A 16,376-nucleotide genomic window follows, 5' to 3' on the forward strand; every position below is an offset into this window, starting at 1 on the left:
CGGCGATCAGATCTGGGCGACGCCGCCGTCGGCGAACAGCTCGCTGCCGTTGACGAAGCTGCTGTCGTCCGACGCCAGGAACAGCGCGGCGCCCGCGATTTCGGCGGGATCACCCAGCCGCCCGAGCGGCACCGCGGCGCGGGTCAGCGCCTGCATCCGGCGGTTCTCCTCCTCGGAGGTCGCGAGGCCGTGCCAGCCCGGCGTCGCCGTAGGCCCGGGGGCGAGGACGTTGACGCGAATGCCGCGCGGCGCGAGCTCGAGGATCCAGGTCCGCGCGAAGTTGCGGATCGCCGCCTTGCTCGCGCTGTAGACGCTGAACGCCGGCGTGCCCTTGAGCGCGGCGGTCGAGCCGGTCAGGATGATCGAGCCGCCGTCGCGTATCAGCGGCAGCGCCTCCTGGACGGTGAACAGCGTGCCCTTCACATTGGTGTCGAAGGTGCGCGCATAATGGTCCTCGGTGATCTGGCCGAGCGGCACGAACGCGCCGCCGCCGGCGTTCGCGAAGAGGATGTCGATCGTGCCTGCCTGCTCGCCGATCAGCGTGAACAGCCTGCGCAGATCGGTGAGGTTCGAGACGTCGCCGCGGACGCCCGTCGCGCGCTTGCCGACGCTGGCCACCGCCGCGTCGAGCTCGGCCTGGCGGCGCCCGGTCATGAAGACGCGAGCCCCCTCGCTGGCGAAGCGCCGTGCGCTCGCGAGTCCGATACCGCTGTTCGCGCCGGTGATGACGGCGACCTTTCCTTCCAATCGTCCCATGACGAAGATCCTTTCCGGTGGAGAACGCTCCGACGATGTGCGTCGGCCTTGATCCGGGATCGAACCAGTTGCGGTGTGGAAGCGCGAGATTTCGAGAGGAGGCGGCCCGGGGCACGGTGCAAGCGAGCGCTTCGAGTCGTGTCGGCGACAGGGGCCGACAATAGGCAAGCAACGGAAATCCGGCCGATAGAAACGGTGTAATCGGCTTCCGAAAAACTCCATAATGGAGCCTATGGGGGCACGACGCATCGCCTTGGTCCTGGCGTTGTTTGCCGGCTGCGGGCTGAGCGCGACCTTCGCGTCGGCTCGGTCGCCGCCCCGGCAATCCGTGGCGCTCGATCTTCCGAGCACCTCGCTGTCCAGCGCGCTTGCGGCGCTGGCCCGCCGATTTCGCGTCGACCTGCTGGTCGATCAAAACCTCACTCGCGGCCGCATGTCGGTCGCCGTACGCGGCCGGTTCTCGATCGACGAGGCGCTGCGACGCATGCTCTGGGGCAGTGGGCTCGGTTTCCGGCGCACGTCGGACGGCGTGATCGTCCTCTATGCGGTTCCGACGGACGAGCCCGACGACCCAGGAGCGGTGGCCGAGATCCTCGTGGTCGGGCGCAGGACGCAGAACGCCGATATCCGGCGCACCCAGAACGATATCCAGCCCTATCGCGTCCTCGCCCGGCGCGAGATTTCCGATGCCCATCGCGACGACGTCGATGGCTTGCTTCGATCGCGCGAGACCCAGAACGCGCAGATCGCGTCCGCCAGCCAGGATCCGATCGGGCGAAGCGGATCCAACCAGTCCGAGATCAGTCTTCGCGGGCTCGGCTCGGCACAAACCTTGATCCTGGTCGATGGCCGCCGGCTTCCGGGCCTCCCGACCCTGTCGACGAGCTTCCAGCAGCCCGACGTCAACGGCATCCCGCTCGGTGCGATCGAGCGTATCGAAACGCTGCCCTCCACCGCAGGCGGAATCTATGGCCCGGGCGCCACGGGCGGCGTCGTCAACATCGTGCTTCGCCGGGACTATCATGGGGCGGAGCTGAAACTCGCCTCGGGCATCACCGGACGAGGCGATGCCGGTCGCCTGCGGCTCGAGGGGCGGATCGGCTTCACCTCCGGCGACGGCAGGACCGATGCCATGGTCTTCGCCGGCTATTCGCTGGGCGACGCGCTGCTCGCCGGCGACCGCGTCTTTCTGCAAGACGCGCGGGCGCGCGCGCTGTCCAATTCCCCCAGCGCCTATCTCGCGAGATATCCGGTGGGGAACGGGATCAATGTCTTCAGCGCGAGCGGCAATCTCGTCCTCGATCCAAGCCTCGGCGGCGCCTCTCTGGGGTCGACCGTCACGTCGCTGCCGCTGAGCGGTGGCGGCGCCCCCGCGCTGATCGCCAATGCCGGCAAGATCGTCACCACGCTTCCCGACGATACGAGCGGCGCCAGGGCCGACCTTCTCGCGCGGCCGACCATCTACTCCGGGATCCTGAATGTCCGCCACCGGTTCGGCACGTCGTTCGAGGCGTTCGCCGACCTGCTGTACATGCGGAACGAGGGCCGGAGCGTGGCCAGGCTGGTCCAGTTGGCCACGCCGATCGACGCCGACGCCCCCGGCAATCCGTTCGGCCAGCCCATCATCCTGAGCTATCCGCTGCCGGGCGCGACCGAACGGAACAGGACCGTGATTTCGACGCTGCGGGCGACGGGCGGCGTGTTGGTCGACGTATCGCACAAGTGGCGCGCCAGCCTCGATTACAGCTGGGCGGTCGCCTCCTATGATATGCGCGCGAACCTGGTCCGCCCGAGTTCCGATTTCTCCGCGGCGCTTGGTTCCGGCCAACCGGGGTCCGGCGGCCTCCCCGCGCTCGACCCGTTGGGAGACCCGGCCGGCTTCCTCACGGCGCTCCCGTCCTCTCTGGTGAGCACGACCATTTCGCTTCACCGCGTCAACCGCGCTTCGGAAGCCGCACTGCGCCTTGCCGGCCCCGTGGCCCGGCTACCCGGCGGCCCTTTGACGGTGACGCTGCTCGGAAGCCTGCGACGCGAAGACGTCCCAAGCGCGCCGACCCGCGTCTCCTCGCCCGGATTGATGTTCGCGACCGCGCCTGCCGCAGGGTTCGGGCAATCGACCCGATCGGGATATGCCGAGTTGCGCGCACCGCTGCTCCCTTCGGACGCCAGGCTCGCTTTCCTGCGCGGACTCGAGTTTCAACTGGCGGTCCGATTCGATGCGCAGAAGACGGTCGTCCCGGCCAATTTGAACGGGGCTTCCCAGGCGGACGACGGGACAACGGCGCTGCGCCGGAACGCTGCCGTCTACACCGCGGGTCTGCGCTTCCGGCCCCGGCCGTGGATGATGCTGCGCGCGAGCATCGCGACCGGCCGGTTGCCGCCGTCCGTCGACCAGGTCGGCTTCTCGAGCAACACGATCGGCGGATATGACGCGTTCGGGATCGGCGATCCCAAGCGCAGCGGCCGATTGATCGGCACCGAGGGTGATTTCACCTATCTGGCCGGCGGATCGCCGGCGTTGCGGTCGGAGCGCGCCCGCAGCCTGTCCGTTGGCATCGTTCTCAATCCCGATGCCCGCCGCGCGCCGCGTGTCTCGCTCGACGCGACCCACATCGACAAGCATGGCGAGATCAGCACGGTCTATTCCAGCAACCCTGGCTATTTCGTCGCCCACGAAGCGCTCTACCCCGGCCGCATCCAGCGCGCGCCATTGACGGCGAGCGACAGGGCGGCGGGCTTCGCGGCCGGCAGGATCATCGGCATCGATACGCGCGCGCTCAACGGCGGGCGGACCATGGTGGACGCGCTCGACCTGCAAGTCGACTGGCAGCTTTCGACCGACATCGGCACGTTCAGCGTTGGAACCAAGGTCACCTGGGAGCCCGGGCTGAGGCGGCGCAAGGCCGCGGATCTCCCGCTCGTCAACCTCGTGGACTTCGCGGACGGTCCCCTCGCCTGGCGGGGCAGCGCGGGTTTGGGATGGGCGAACGGCCCCTTCTCCCTGGGTCTGTTCGGGCAATATTTCGGTTCATACCGGGTCGCGAATTCGACCTTCAACGCCACTGCCCGCAATCCGCAGGTGGTCGCGTACCAGGGGGCGTCGGCCATTCCGGCCCAGACCTATCTGGATTTCAGCGCGAGCCGCCGCTTCGTCGTCGGGCGCGGGGCAGGACCTGTGCGCTCCATCGAGGTCAGCTTCGGGATCCTGAACCTCTTCGATCACCAGCCGCCGATCGTCGCAAACCCCGATGCTCAGGGATACAGCACCTATGGCGACCCGCGCGGCCGGCGGTTTGAATTGGCGGCCGTGGCTGGCTTCTAGGCGGTTTCCGCATCGTCACTTCCACTGCTCCCCGGGGCGCAGCGCCGCGCGCCCCGGGCGTACATCCTATCCGGCGGACGCATTCGAGGACGGGGCGCTGGCCGGAGGCGTTGCATTTTGCTCTCCGAGCGGGTCGGGCCCGCCGCAGTCGGGCCGCGGATGCCGGGCGCCGTCACGGTCCGGTCCGCCGGGCGGCGGCGGCAGCGGGGCGTCGGGATGCGGCCGTTGCGGACCGCTCGGTCCATGCAGCGGTCCGCCCGCCGGGCCGACCGCGCTCACTCGCCCGTCCGATCCGACCAGATAGGACGCGTGGAGCTGGCCATTCTCGAAGCGCCCCTGCACGGTGAGATCCTGGCCCACACCCGGCCTGGCGTCGGCCCCGGGGCCGGAATCCACCATGGTCCGCCCGGTCGCGTCCTGGATGACGAAGCGATCGCCATAGACTTCGACGACTCGGCCCCGCACCGTCACGATGCCGCTGCCGGCCGAGAGTTTGGCGATCGCGGTGTTCGCGGTCGGCGCCATTTCCGCCGTGGGCCGGGTCATCGAGACAGCGCCCGCGCCACCGGCGGCGCCCAGGACCAGCAGCGCCGCCGCGCCCAAGCCAAGCCCGGCGCGGCGCGAGAGCCCCGGCGACTTGTCCTTTACGTCCGTCATCGTCTTCTCCTTCTCTGTCGATGGAGAAGCTTCTACCCAGGCATGGCCGGCCCCCCGCTGAACCCCAGCGTTCAGGTTCGGTTTAGGGGCGAGGGGTAGCCAGCCGCATGCGCATCCTGCTCGTGGAAGACGATCCCGATCTGGGGCCCGCGATCGCGCGAGCGCTGCGGCACGAGCATTGCGCGGTCGACCTGATCGCGGACGGAGTCGACGCCGGGCATCTGGGCGACACCGAGCATTATGACGCGGCGGTGCTCGACCTCGGCCTGCCCGGAAAGGATGGCGTAACGGTGCTGCGCGAATGGCGCGCGGCGGGGCGGGTGCTGCCAGTGCTCGTCCTGACGGCGCGCGACGCATGGTCCGACAAGGTCGCCGGCTTCAAGGCAGGCGCAGACGATTTCCTGACCAAGCCGTTCCGGATCGAGGAGCTGACGATGCGCCTTCGCGCGCTGGTCCGCCGTTCCGCGGGCCATGCCGCGACGCGCATCGAATGCGGTCCGCTGGCGTTCGAGACGCAGACCGGGCAGTTCGAGCTCGACGGCCTCCCGCTGCGGCTGACGGCGCTGGAATGGCGGGTGCTTTCGGCGCTGATGCTGGCGAAGGGGATCGTCATCGAGCGCCTCGACCTGCTCGAGCGCGTCTATGAAGGCGACACCGATACGGATTCCAACAGCCTGGAGGTGATCGTCGGGCGCCTTCGCAAGAAGATCGGCGCACGGCTCATCCAGACGGTGCGCGGCCGCGGCTATATGCTGGGCGACGGGCCGTCATGAAATTGCTCCCGAGTTCCATCCAGGCTCGGATGCTGGTGCTTGCCGGGGTTTGCACCCTGGTCGCGCTGGCATTGGCGGGCCTGTTGATCGCGGGCGTGCTCGCGCGGCTGGTCACCCAGGGCATCGACCGGCGCCTCGATGCCGAGCTGGCGCTGGTCGCGAGCACGGTCGGCGATGACGGGACGATCGATCGTCCGAGGCTGGCCAGGCTGCAGGCGGCGCTGGAGGCGGGGCCGGGCTGGCGGTGGCGGATCCAGACGCCGACGGAGAGGTTCGGGTCGGACGACATGCCGGCCGCAGGCCCCGAGCCGGCCCGCCCCGACCACGGGCCGGGCCCGAGGCCGGACGCCGGACCGGATCGCGTGCGGCCGATCGACGGGCACGATCGTACGGGCGAGCGGATGCACGCGCGTCAGCTCCGCGTCCGGACTGGCGCCGGTCCCGTCCTGCTCACCGCCGCCGCCCCGAGCGACGTGATCGAACGGCCGGTACGCGACACGCTGGTCCCGCTCCTGGTGACGCTGGCCGCGCTTGGCCTCCTGCTCGGCGCCGCGGCGCTGATCCAGATCCGGCTGGGCTTGCGTCCGGTGCGGCGGCTGCGCGACGCGGTCGAGGCGATCCGCGCCGGGCGAGCACACGGCGTCGATGCCGGGCAACCCGCGGAATTGCGTCCGCTCGCCGAGGAACTGAACGCGCTGGTCCGCGACAACGACGCCGCGCTTGCTGCTGCGCGAAGCTCGGCCGCAAACCTGGCGCATGCGCTGAAGACGCCGGTCGCCACGCTGGCGCTGGAATTGCGCGGCGATCCACGCGAAAAGCTGGTCGACCGGATCGACGCGACGATCCGCCACCATCTGGCGCGTGCGCGCCTCGCCGCGATATCGACGCGCGCGACCACTCGGCTGGATGCCGCGCTCGAGCCGTTGGTGCAGGTCATCGCCCGCATCCATGCCGGTCGCGGGATCGGGATCGACGCGGACATCGCGCCTGATCTTGCGGTCGCGATCGACCCTGCGGATTTCGACGAGATGCTCGGCAATCTTCTCGACAATGCGATGCGCCATGCGCGCTCCCGAACCACCGTTCGCGCGGCCTCGGAGGGCAGGACGGTGCGCATCACGGTGACGGACGACGGCCCGGGCATCGCCGCTGCGGATCGCGCGCGGGCCACCGAGGCCGGGGTGCGGCTGGATGAGCGCAGCGACGGCCATGGCTTTGGCCTTGCGATCGCGCGCGAGCTCGCGAACCTGCACGGCGGTGCGCTCGTGCTCGAAGACGCGCCCGGCGGAGGGCTCGCAGCGTCCGTGACGCTGCCGCGCCTGAACATCGTCTAGCCGCTCGATCATCCGGGCGCTGGCAGCGATCGACCCGTCGCGCCAATCGCCCGCCGGTTGCCCGGGCCGGGTTCCGGATCACCCGGAACGGCGACGCTTCGACCCCGAATTTCGCGCGCTCATGTGCCGGATAGCTCCCGAGGCCCAAAAGGAGCGTGGCCTGAGCAACCAACTTGATCGGCGCCGGCTCTTGCGCGAGCGCTCGGAAGTTCGGATCAGCGTCACCGGAGTTACCCGCGCATGATCCTCTCCCACCGGCACCGGCTCGTCTTCATCAAGGGCGTGAAGGTCGCCTCCACCAGCGTGGAGGTGGCGCTCTCGCAGCTGTGCGGCCCGCTGGATATCGTGACCGCCATGTTTCCCGCGGACGAGCGCCTGCGGCTCGGGACCGCCGGCGAAGCGCGCAACTATTCCTGGAGCCGATGGATCGAACGCCGCTACCTCCGCCGGGTCCGCGATCTGCCGATCGAGCGGTACGGCAGCCTGAGGCCGCCCCGATCGCGCTTCTACCCGCATATGCCGCTGTCCGAAGTGCTCGAGCTCGAGCCGCAGGCCGGCGGCTATGAGGTGCTGTACGTCACGCGCTCTCCCTATTCGAAGGTGCTGTCCCAGGCGAATTGGGAGCGAGGCTCCAAGGACTATCGTATCGGGACGGCGCTTCCCCGCACCTCGGAGGGCCTGGCGGAGGCAGTCGATACCCGGATCGCCGACGGCAGCATCCTCTTCGCCAACAACATCGGCAAATACCGCCATCCGGACGGATCGATCCGCGGGACGGCGCTCCGGTTCGAGCATCTGCGGCACGACCTGGCCGAGTTCCTCCGCGCGCGCGGCCTGCCCGAGGTTTCGCTGCCGCATACGCGCGAGGGAATCGGGTCCGAAGCGCTCGACCCCATGGCCGTCCTGCGGCGCGACCAGATCGAGTACATCAATCGCGCTTTCGCAGAGGAGTTCGAGGCTTTCGGCCACCCCATGCTTGCGCCTGGCTGATCGGAATTCCAAAGGTGATCCGCACTTGGCGCGGCAGTCTCGCCGTGCCATCGCCGCCCGCTGAACCTGCTTCGTCGAAGGGCCAAGACCATGCCGTCCCGGGCTGTCGTGTACGTCGTATGGGGTGCCGCGGACTATGCGCGTGAAGCCTTGGACTCCGCGCGCTCGGTACGCGCGCACATGCCGGATATTCCGATCTATCTCAAAGTCGCCGAGCGGAAGCTCCTGGAAGGTCTGGACACCTCCGCATTCGAGCGCGTCGAGATCGTCGAGGACGCGCCTGCCGGCCCGATCGTCAAGGCGCTGTTCCTCGACGGCCTGGTGGAAGACCAGCTGCTCTATCTCGATGTGGACACGCGGATCTGCGACGATCTGGCGCCGGCCTTCGCGCTGCTCGACCGGTTCGATGTCGCGGCGGCCCACGCGCCGATCCGGACCTGCGTGCCGGGAGAGATGCCCGATATCCCGGCCGCGTTCACCGAATTGAACGGCGGCGTGATCTTCGTGCGCAACACGCCCGCGGTACGCGCGGCGCTGTCCGAGTGGCGTCGTTTGTACGATGAGCTCAGGCCGCTTTCGCGTCAGGACCAGCCGTCGCTGCGCAAGGCGCTATGGCAAAGCGACCTGTCGATCTACGTCATGCCGCCCGAATGGAATGCGCGCCTCGTCTTTCCGATCTACCTCGCCGAGCCGGTGCGCATCCTCCATTCGCGTTTCCCTGACATGCCGGCCGCGGAGCGCAAGGCCAACCGCGATACCGGCCAGCGCATCTTCCATCCGCCCGCCTTTCTTCCGTTCGGCCAGGGGCTGAAATGGCGGATCATCCGCTTCGTCGTACGGCATCGGCTGACCGGACTGCGCAAGTTCTGGCCCCGCCGCCGCGAGGCCAGCTGAGCGTTGCTGCCCTTTTTCAGATGCCCGCAAGACCCGCGTCGCGGGACCGGATCTGCTCGGGCAGCGAGCCGTTGTCGAATTCATAGCCCAGCACGGCAATGTCCTCGCGATAGGCCGAAGCGACCCTGGCGATCATGTCCGGCGTATAGCCGAGACGATAGTCGCCATTTTCCCCCGGCGTCCGATTGTGGTGGAGCAGGCGGTCGGCGCGATTGAGCCGGACCCGGACATGGTCGAAATCGCGGTCGAGAGTCTCGAAGAATCCGACGAAATCGAGCGGGATGGTTCCGTCGGACCCGGTGATGAATTCCAGCTGCGGAACGAAATGGTTGAGCCGCATGACCCGCGGATCGCCAACGCCATCGAGAACGAACGCCTCGAAGGTGTCGAACGACGCAAGAAGCTTCGCCGCTTCCCGGTCGCGCGCATCGAACCCGCCCGCCTTGAGGAAATGGAACGCCGAAAACAGCCGGCTCCACGGATTGCGCACGACGGTGAACTTGAAGAAATCGGCGAAGTCGGCCGCCGAGTAGCGCAGCTCATATTCCGTTATCCTGGTATGCCCTCCGCCCAAACCGCCATAGAGCGCCCGGCTGATCGAAACCCCGCCGGTCTTCGGAATATGAACGAAGATCGATCGTGTCTCGCGGAAGGGGCGCAGCGAATAGTCGCCGTCCAGCGCAGGACGCCCGACTCCCACCCCTGAGCGAACGATGCGGCGCACCCGCTGCTCGGCGCGATGGAGGTTGAAGCGCAAGCGCTGATACGTCGTGACCATCCAGCCAGCCTATGCAGTCCGCATTGCCCGCGCCACCCCTGCGCCCGGCAGGGGAATGCGCGAACGTTCATATTGCGGGTGTCGCCGGGAATGGAATTGCTATAGCGCCCCGGCCCAGCCATGAACTCCTTGCGCGTTCCTCTCCCGCTGCGACCCCATGGGCGGTCGCGGGCCTGCAGCCTCCGCGTGCACACGGTCGAGCGCTCACCGATCGAACGCGATCTGCCGACGCTGGCGGCGCAAACCGCCGTTTCCGGCAATTGACGGGCATTCCACGGTGAGCCGCGAACAGACTCTGAGTGTGGTCATGCCGGTGTTCAATGCCGGCCCGTTCCTGCCGATCGCGATCGAGAGCATCCTCAACCAGACCTACGGCGCGTTCGAATTCATCATCTACGATGACTGCTCGACCGACGGCTCCTACGAAACCGCGTTGCGCTACGCGGACAACGACGCTCGAATTCGCGTGCTGCGCGGCAATGCGCGATTGGGGCCGGCAGGCAGTTCGAAGGCGGCCGCCATGGCGGCGACCACGCCCCTCGTCGCCCGGATGGACGCCGATGACGTCGCCCGGCCCGATCGGCTGGAGCTTCAGTTGCGCGCGATGCTCCACGTCCCCGACGCCGCGGTCATCGGTTCGCTTTATATCTTCATCGATGAATCCGGCGGCCTGTTGCGCGCAAGCAGCCGCGCGCAACTTCTTGGCGGACGTCCGTCGCCGGTTCACCCGTCGCTGATGTACCGCCGGCAGACGATGGAAGACGCGGGTGGCTATCTCGACAACACCGATCTGGTCGAAGACACGGACTTGCTGCGGCGATTGAGCAGCCGGGGCACGCTGCTGATGGTGCCGCAACCGCTGATCGAAATCCGCATGGTCGGGCAGAGCGCGCGTTCGAAGGAAGACATGATCAGCATCGAGACCAGGATGCAGCGTTGGTACGGCGGCGGCCGCCCGTCCGATCGGAAGCGCGAGATCGACCCGGAAATCTATCACACGATCGCGCTTCTCAGCATCTATCGCGGGACCTTTCCCGGCGTGATGCTCCGCGCGATCGCCCGAATGCGGCTCAAGCCGTTCGGCGCCGCCATGAAGGCGCTGCTTCTGCTGGCGCTCGGCTCGGTCAGCCCCGCTTTCGCCCGTCGGTGCAGCCATTTCTGGGCGATGGCGGGCGACCGGATCGCGGCACCGCGCATTCCGAGCGACCATTTGTTCGCCTGGAACGAGGGCCGTGGCCGAGATCTGGGACCCGGCTTTCTCGACACCCCGTTGCCGGACAACTAACGGGGCGAGCCAGTGCGGCTTTCCGATATTGCGGGTGTCGCTGGAAACCGAACTGCTGTATCGTTCCCGTAAAGTCATGAAATCAGTGAGCGATCACCTTGCCTTGCGGCGAATCCCGGCTGTCGCGGGCCTGCAGCATCCTGCGGCATTCGTACGCGCGAGCCTCGGCGCGATCGGCCCTGACCGCAAATTGCTCCTGTTCGCGGTCATTCTCGCGTCGATCTCGGGCGCCTGCCAGACGGTGTTGCTGCCCCTGCTGGCGCTGATCGGCATCGCGTTGTCGAGTTTGACGCCACCGCCACACCTGGCCTGGCTCAACTGGATCCCCCGGGACGCGACGATCATGTCGCTGATCGGGGTGTCGGGGATATTGGTGTTCGCCGTGATGATCATCGCGGTGCCGCTGGCGCGGCTCCACGCGTCGATCGGTGCCCGGGCGGTCGCGAGAGCGCGAGAACGGCTCCTCGTCGCCTTCCTCAATTCGACCTCCGCCTATCGCCGAACGCTCGACGAAGGCAATCTCCAGCGGCTGATCGGCGAATATTGCCAGTATCTGTCGAACACGGTTCTGTCTTTCACGACATTTTGCGTCTCCGGCGTCACGCTTTCCGTCCTGGTGATCGTTCCGCTGTGCGTGAATCCCAAGGTGGGTAGCGTCGAGCTCCTGATGATTCTCGCCAGCGTCATGTTTTACGCGACGGTCGCCAAGCGCGTTCGCCAGCATTCGATCGAACGGACGGCGATCAACCGCGGCCTCTCGACGCTGACGGCGCAGGTCTCCCGGATCGCCGACGAGATCGAGACCTTCGACGTCGGGCGGACCGTCTCGCATCAACTCAATCACCGCGTGCGCGGTGCGGCAGACTCGCTCCGTCAGATCATATTCTATGATTCGCTGCTGCCGACCGTCTTCCAGTTCGGCGCGCTCGGAATGATCCTCGCCGTAATCGCGTCGGTAATCACCATCGTTCCGGGACAGCATCCCGGAATCGCCGCGGTGGCGCTCCTGCTGCTTCGCGTCCTCATCTATGGCCGCCAGATGCTGGCGAGCTTGCAGCAGGGCGGCACCATTTCGCCGTATATCGAGAAGATCGAGGCCGAAATCGCTGCCATGGAAGCGAATCGCCACTCGCGGCTCGGCGATCAGGTGCATGTCTTTGACGGGCTGCGGCTGCGCGACGTTTCCTTCGCCTACCGGCCCGACCAGGCCGTGCTGCGCACCTTCTCGCTCGATGTCGCGCCGGGTGAGGCGATCGCCGTCGTCGGGTCCTCGGGCGGCGGCAAGAGCACATTGTGTGCGTTGTTGCTTGGCCTGCAACCGCCAAGTTCGGGTTCGATCACCAGCAACGGCGTCGCCGTGACCGACATCCCCGCCGACGCCTGGGCGAGAACGGCCGCCTATGTTCCGCAGGACTGCAAGCTGATCGCAGCCAGCATCGCGGACAATATCCGCTTTTACCGGGATGACCGCAGCGATCTCGACGTCGAGGCCGCCGCTCGCGCCGCGCACCTCCACGACGAGATCCTGTCGCTGCCGGATGGGTATCGGACGCTGGTCGGGCCCGGTGCGCAGGAATTGTCCGGCGGACAACGCCAGCGTCTCGCGATCGCCCGCGCGCTGCTCGATCGGCCCAAGCTGCTGGTTCTGGACGAGCCGTCGAGCGCACTCGATCGGCATTCGGAGGCGATGATCGGAAAGACCCTCGTCGAACTGAAGGGCGAGACCACGCTGATCCTCACCACCCATCGCCATCGCACCTTGCGGATCTGCGATCGCGTTCTGACCCTGGAAAACGGCATCGTCAGCGAAGTGGAGGCAGGCGCTTTACGCTCGGGCGCTTTGTGAAGGCGATGCTGCTTCCGCCCCGGCGGATCGGCAATCCCGGTGACGCGTTCCGGCGTATCGCGCCGTTCGTCGCATTGATCGACTGATCGCGGCTCACGCGGGAATCGGCACCACCCGCACCAGCTCGATCGCTTCCGCCTTGCCGCCGAAGTCGATGCGCTCGCCTTCCTCGGCGCCGATCAGCGCATGCGCGAGCGGGGCGGCGAAGGCGAGACGGTCGGCGGCGGGGTCGGCTTCGTCATGGCCGACGATGTCGATGGTGCGCTCGCGCCCCGCCAGGCGAAACGTCACGCGCGTGCCGATCGCGGCGACGCCCTCCTCGGGCTCGGGCGCGAGCTGCGCGGTGGCGCGGCGCGTGGCCCAGTAACGCTGCTCGCGGCGCAGCTGCTTGAGCGCTTCCTCGTCGGCCTCGCCGGCGATCGCTGCTTCGAGCCCGGCGACCCTGGCCTCGATCAGCGCCAGCCCGCGCGGGGTGACGATGTTCGGGCCCGGCGGCAGGGGCAGCTCGAAGCGCGGCTCGAGATGTTCCTCGTCGCTCTCGCGGCGGAAGGCGACGCTCATCCCGCGGGCATTTCTTCGAGCGCGGAGGAGACCTTCCACAGGTCGATCCCGCCCTCGGCGGCGTGCGCGTCGATCGCCGCTAGTTCGTCGGCGCCGAAGTCGAGGTTCTTCACGGCATCCAGCGAATCGTCGAGCTGCGCCACCGTGCGCGCGCCGATCAGCGCCGAGGTGACGCCCGGATTGCGCAGCACCCAGGCGATCGCCATCTGCGCGAGCGTCTGGCCGCGGCCCTTGGCGATCGCGTCGAGCGCGCGGATGCGGGCGATGTTCTCGTCGGAAAGCATGCGCTGGCCGAGCGAGCCGCCCTTGGCCGCGCGCGCGTCGCCGGGCACGCCGCCGAGATATTTCGACGTCAGCATCCCCTGCGCGAGCGGCGAGAAGGCGATGCAGCCCACCCCGAGCTCGTCCAGCGTGCCGAGCAGGCCCTGCTCGATCCAGCGGTTGAGCATCGAATAGCTCGGCTGGTGGATCAGCAGCGGCACCTTGTGCTCGGCGAGGATCGCGGCCGCACGGCGCGTGAGCTCGGGCGAATAGGAGGAGATGCCGACATAGAGCGCCTTGCCCTGGCGGTGGATCTGCGCGAGCGCGCCCATCGTCTCCTCGAGCGGGGTCCTGGGATCGACGCGGTGCGAGTAGAAGATGTCGACATAGTCGAGCCCCATGCGCTTGAGGCTCTGGTCGCACGAGGCGATGAGGTATTTCTTGCTGCCGCCGACGTCTCCATAGGGACCTGCCCACATGTCCCAGCCCGCCTTGGTCGAGATCACCAGCTCGTCGCGGTGGCTGGCGAAGTCGGTCGCCATCACGCGGCCGAAATTCTCCTCGGCCGAGCCATAGGGCGGGCCATAATTGTTCGCGAGGTCGAAGTGGGTGACGCCGCGGTCGAACGCGCGGCGCAGCATCGCGCGGCCGGTCTCGAACACGTCCGCCCCGCCGAAATTCTGCCAGAGGCCGAGGCTGATCGCCGGCAGCACGAGCCCGCTCCGCCCGCAGCGGCGATAGGGCATGCGGCCATCGTAGCGCTGGGCGTCGGCGATATAGGGCTGGGGATAGGGCATGCGCGGCTCCGGCTGGCGTGCGTTGTCGGGGCACGCCGCTTAGCAGCGCGAGGCTAGACCGTGAAGCTCTCGCCGCAGCCGCAGGCGCCCTTGGCGTTGGGATTTTCGAAGACGAAGCCCGCGGCGAAATCGTCCTCCACCCAGTCCATCGTCGAGCCGACGAGGTAGAGCACCGAGGCGCCGTCGACGAAGAAGGCGCCCGCCGGCGTGTCGATCCGCTCGTCGAAGGGCTTGGCCTCGGTGACGTAATCGACCGAATAGGCGAGCCCCGAACAGCCGCGCCGCGGGGTGGAGAGCTTGACGCCGATCGCGCCATCGGGCGCCTTGGCCATCAGCTCGGCGATGCGGCCCACCGCGCGCTCGGTGAGCTGGACCGCGGCGGGGCGGGGACGGAGCTTGGTCTCGGTCATCACAGCATCCCCAGTTCGAGCTTGGCTTCGTCGGACATCTTCTGCGGGTCCCAGGGCGGGTCCCAGACCAGGTTGACCTCGGCGGTGCCGACGCCGGGCACCGAGCCGACGCGCAGCTCGACTTCGCCGGGCATCGATTCGGCGACCGGGCAATGCGGCGTGGTGAGCGTCATCGTCACCGCGACATGGCCGTCGTCGGTCACATCGACGCCGTAGATCAGCCCGAGGTCGTAGATGTTCACCGGGATCTCGGGGTCGTAGATCTCCTTGAGCGCCTCGATCACCGCGTCGTAGATCGCGCCGCCGGGCTCGCCCGCGGCCACCGCTGCGGGCTTCTGCGACAGGAAACCCTCGAGATAGTCGCGCTTGCGCTCGAAGCTCTCGCGCGGGGTCCCGGCGGTGGCCGCCAGCGTGTCGAGCGCGCTCTCGACGCGCGCCTTGGGCGGCGGCGCGACGCTCTCGACTTCCTCGACTTCGATCTTCCGTTCTTCTTCCATGTCCACGCTCACCCGAAGATCCGCGTCACGCGTTCGACGCCCTTCACCAGCGCCGCGATGTCGCGCGGCCCATTATAGACGCCGAAGCTTGCGCGCGCCGTCGCGGGGACGCCGAGCGCCTCCATCAGCGGCTGTGCGCAATGATGACCCGCCCGGATCGCCACATTGCCCTCGTCCAAGATGGTGGCGACGTCGTGCGGATGCACCCCCTCCACCGCGAAACTGACGATGCCCGCGCTGTCCTCGGGGCCGAAGAGGCGCACGCTGTTGAGCGCGGAGAGCGCGTCGCGCGCCTCGCGGACCAGCGCGGCTTCGTGCGCATGGATGCGGTCGAGCCCGATGCCCTCGACATAGTCGATCGCGGCGTGGAGCCCGATCACGCCGCTGATGTGCGGCGTGCCCGCCTCGAAGCGCGTCGGCACGGGGGCGTAGGTGGTCCTGGCGAAGGTGACCTTGTCGATCATCGACCCGCCGCCCTGGTAGGGCGGCATCGCGTCGAGCAGCGCGTGGCGGCCCCAGAGCACGCCGATGCCGGTCGGACCGTAGAGCTTGTGGCCCGAGAAGGCGTAGAAGTCGCAGCCGAGCGCGGCGACGTCGACCGTCATCCGCGGCACTGCCTGGCAGCCGTCGACCAGCAGCCTGGCGCCGACGGCATGCGCGAGGTCGGCGGCGCGGCGGACGTCGAGCACCGAGCCGAGCACGTTCGACACCTGGCCGAGCGCGACGAGCTTGTGCCGCTCGGTGAGCATCGCGGCCATCGCGTCGAGGTCGATCTTCTGGTCCGCGGTGAGCGGGATCACATCGATCCCGACCCCGATGCGCTCGGCGACGAGCTGCCACGGGACGATGTTCGAATGATGCTCGAGCAGCGACAGCAGGATGCGGTCGCCGGGCTTCAGCTGGGTGCCCACCCAGCTCTGCGCCACGAGGTTGATCGCCTCGGTCGCGCCGCGGACGAAGACGATCTCCTGCGCGCGGGCACCCAGGAACCTCGCCACCCGCTCGCGCGCGGCCTCATAGGCATAGGTCATGTCCGCCGAGCGCTTGTACACGCCGCGGTGGACGGTCGCGTAATCGGGGCCATAGGCGCGCGCGATCGCGTCGATCACCGCCTGGGGCTTCTGCGCGGTGGCGGCGGAGTCGAGATACGACCAGCCGGGTGTGATGCCGGGGAAGTCGGCGGCGAAGTCGAGCGCCTGGGGGTCGAGAACCATG

At 68.1% G+C, this 16,376-nt stretch carries 15 protein-coding genes; 7 read left to right on the forward strand and 8 right to left on the reverse strand.

Going from position 1 to position 16,376, the window contains the following annotated elements; genetic code table 11:
* Window positions 1-6: 6 nt before the first annotated feature.
* On the reverse strand, window positions 7-756 hold the full coding sequence (locus J7495_RS10820) for a glucose 1-dehydrogenase (RefSeq protein WP_294056505.1): 750 nt from the start codon (window positions 754-756) through the stop codon (window positions 7-9).
* Window positions 757-988: 232 nt separating this feature from the next.
* On the opposite strand from J7495_RS10820, the gene J7495_RS10825 reads away from it, so the two are divergent.
* Window positions 989-4,078 (forward strand): TonB-dependent receptor, encoded by a 3,090-nt coding sequence (locus J7495_RS10825; protein WP_294056506.1) that lies wholly within the window; start codon window positions 989-991, stop codon window positions 4,076-4,078.
* 66 nt (window positions 4,079-4,144) lie between these two features.
* Here the strand turns inward: J7495_RS10825 and J7495_RS10830 are convergent, their stop codons facing one another.
* On the reverse strand, window positions 4,145-4,735 hold the full coding sequence (locus J7495_RS10830; protein ID WP_294056507.1) for a hypothetical protein: 591 nt from the start codon (window positions 4,733-4,735) through the stop codon (window positions 4,145-4,147).
* 107 nt (window positions 4,736-4,842) lie between these two features.
* On the opposite strand from J7495_RS10830, the gene J7495_RS10835 reads away from it, so the two are divergent.
* The 4 genes from J7495_RS10835 to J7495_RS10850 all read left to right on the forward strand — a co-directional run bounded on the left by J7495_RS10835 (window position 4,843) and on the right by J7495_RS10850 (window position 8,726).
* Window positions 4,843-5,508 carry a response regulator transcription factor gene (locus J7495_RS10835; RefSeq protein ID WP_294056508.1) on the forward strand — a complete coding sequence of 222 codons (666 nt, stop codon included), beginning with the start codon at window positions 4,843-4,845 and terminating at the stop codon, window positions 5,506-5,508.
* Complete coding sequence (locus tag J7495_RS10840) at window positions 5,505-6,842, forward strand: HAMP domain-containing sensor histidine kinase (RefSeq protein ID WP_294056509.1); 1,338 nt, start codon at window positions 5,505-5,507, stop codon at window positions 6,840-6,842. Before J7495_RS10835 ends, J7495_RS10840 begins: the two co-directional genes overlap by 4 nt.
* Window positions 6,843-7,082: 240 nt before the next feature.
* Window positions 7,083-7,832: a hypothetical protein gene (locus J7495_RS10845; protein ID WP_294056510.1), complete on the forward strand. Its 750-nt coding sequence runs from the start codon at window positions 7,083-7,085 to the stop codon at window positions 7,830-7,832.
* Between the two features lie 108 nt (window positions 7,833-7,940).
* Window positions 7,941-8,726: a putative nucleotide-diphospho-sugar transferase gene (locus J7495_RS10850; protein ID WP_294056511.1), complete on the forward strand. Its 786-nt coding sequence runs from the start codon at window positions 7,941-7,943 to the stop codon at window positions 8,724-8,726.
* A gap of 16 nt (window positions 8,727-8,742) precedes the next feature.
* Here J7495_RS10850 and J7495_RS10855 read toward each other — a convergent pair whose 3' ends face one another.
* The gene (locus J7495_RS10855; RefSeq protein ID WP_294056512.1) at window positions 8,743-9,504 is read right to left on the reverse strand and encodes a sulfotransferase family 2 domain-containing protein; all 762 of its coding nucleotides are present in this window, start codon (window positions 9,502-9,504) and stop codon (window positions 8,743-8,745) included.
* Window positions 9,505-9,781: 277 nt separating this feature from the next.
* On the opposite strand from J7495_RS10855, the gene J7495_RS10860 reads away from it, so the two are divergent.
* Window positions 9,782-10,789, forward strand: coding sequence for a glycosyltransferase family 2 protein (locus J7495_RS10860; protein ID WP_294056513.1), 1,008 nt, complete (start codon window positions 9,782-9,784; stop codon window positions 10,787-10,789).
* On the forward strand, window positions 10,737-12,635 hold the full coding sequence (locus J7495_RS10865) for an ABC transporter ATP-binding protein (protein ID WP_294056514.1): 1,899 nt from the start codon (window positions 10,737-10,739) through the stop codon (window positions 12,633-12,635). Before J7495_RS10860 ends, J7495_RS10865 begins: the two co-directional genes overlap by 53 nt.
* A 93-nt stretch (window positions 12,636-12,728) precedes the next feature.
* Here J7495_RS10865 and J7495_RS10870 read toward each other — a convergent pair whose 3' ends face one another.
* The 5 genes from J7495_RS10870 to J7495_RS10890 are packed head-to-tail and all read right to left on the reverse strand — an operon-like array spanning window position 12,729 to window position 16,375.
* Window positions 12,729-13,196: a GreA/GreB family elongation factor gene (locus J7495_RS10870; protein WP_294056515.1), complete on the reverse strand. Its 468-nt coding sequence runs from the start codon at window positions 13,194-13,196 to the stop codon at window positions 12,729-12,731.
* Window positions 13,193-14,254 carry an L-glyceraldehyde 3-phosphate reductase gene (gene mgrA / locus J7495_RS10875; RefSeq protein WP_294056516.1) on the reverse strand — a complete coding sequence of 354 codons (1,062 nt, stop codon included), beginning with the start codon at window positions 14,252-14,254 and terminating at the stop codon, window positions 13,193-13,195. Before mgrA ends, J7495_RS10870 begins: the two co-directional genes overlap by 4 nt.
* Window positions 14,255-14,307: 53 nt before the next feature.
* Window positions 14,308-14,664, reverse strand: a complete 357-nt coding sequence (locus J7495_RS10880; protein ID WP_294056517.1) for an iron-sulfur cluster assembly accessory protein — start codon at window positions 14,662-14,664, stop codon at window positions 14,308-14,310.
* A complete protein-coding gene (locus J7495_RS10885) occupies window positions 14,664-15,161 on the reverse strand; it encodes an SUF system Fe-S cluster assembly protein (protein WP_294056518.1) in 498 nt (165 codons plus the stop codon). The genes J7495_RS10880 and J7495_RS10885 overlap by 1 nt, the downstream gene beginning before the upstream one ends.
* Before the next feature lie 8 nt (window positions 15,162-15,169).
* Window positions 15,170-16,375 (reverse strand): cysteine desulfurase, encoded by a 1,206-nt coding sequence (locus tag J7495_RS10890; RefSeq protein WP_294056519.1) that lies wholly within the window; start codon window positions 16,373-16,375, stop codon window positions 15,170-15,172.
* Window position 16,376: the final 1 nt, after the last annotated feature.

The organism is Sphingomonas sp., from assembly GCF_017745215.1.
Lineage (GTDB): Bacteria > Pseudomonadota > Alphaproteobacteria > Sphingomonadales > Sphingomonadaceae > Sphingomonas.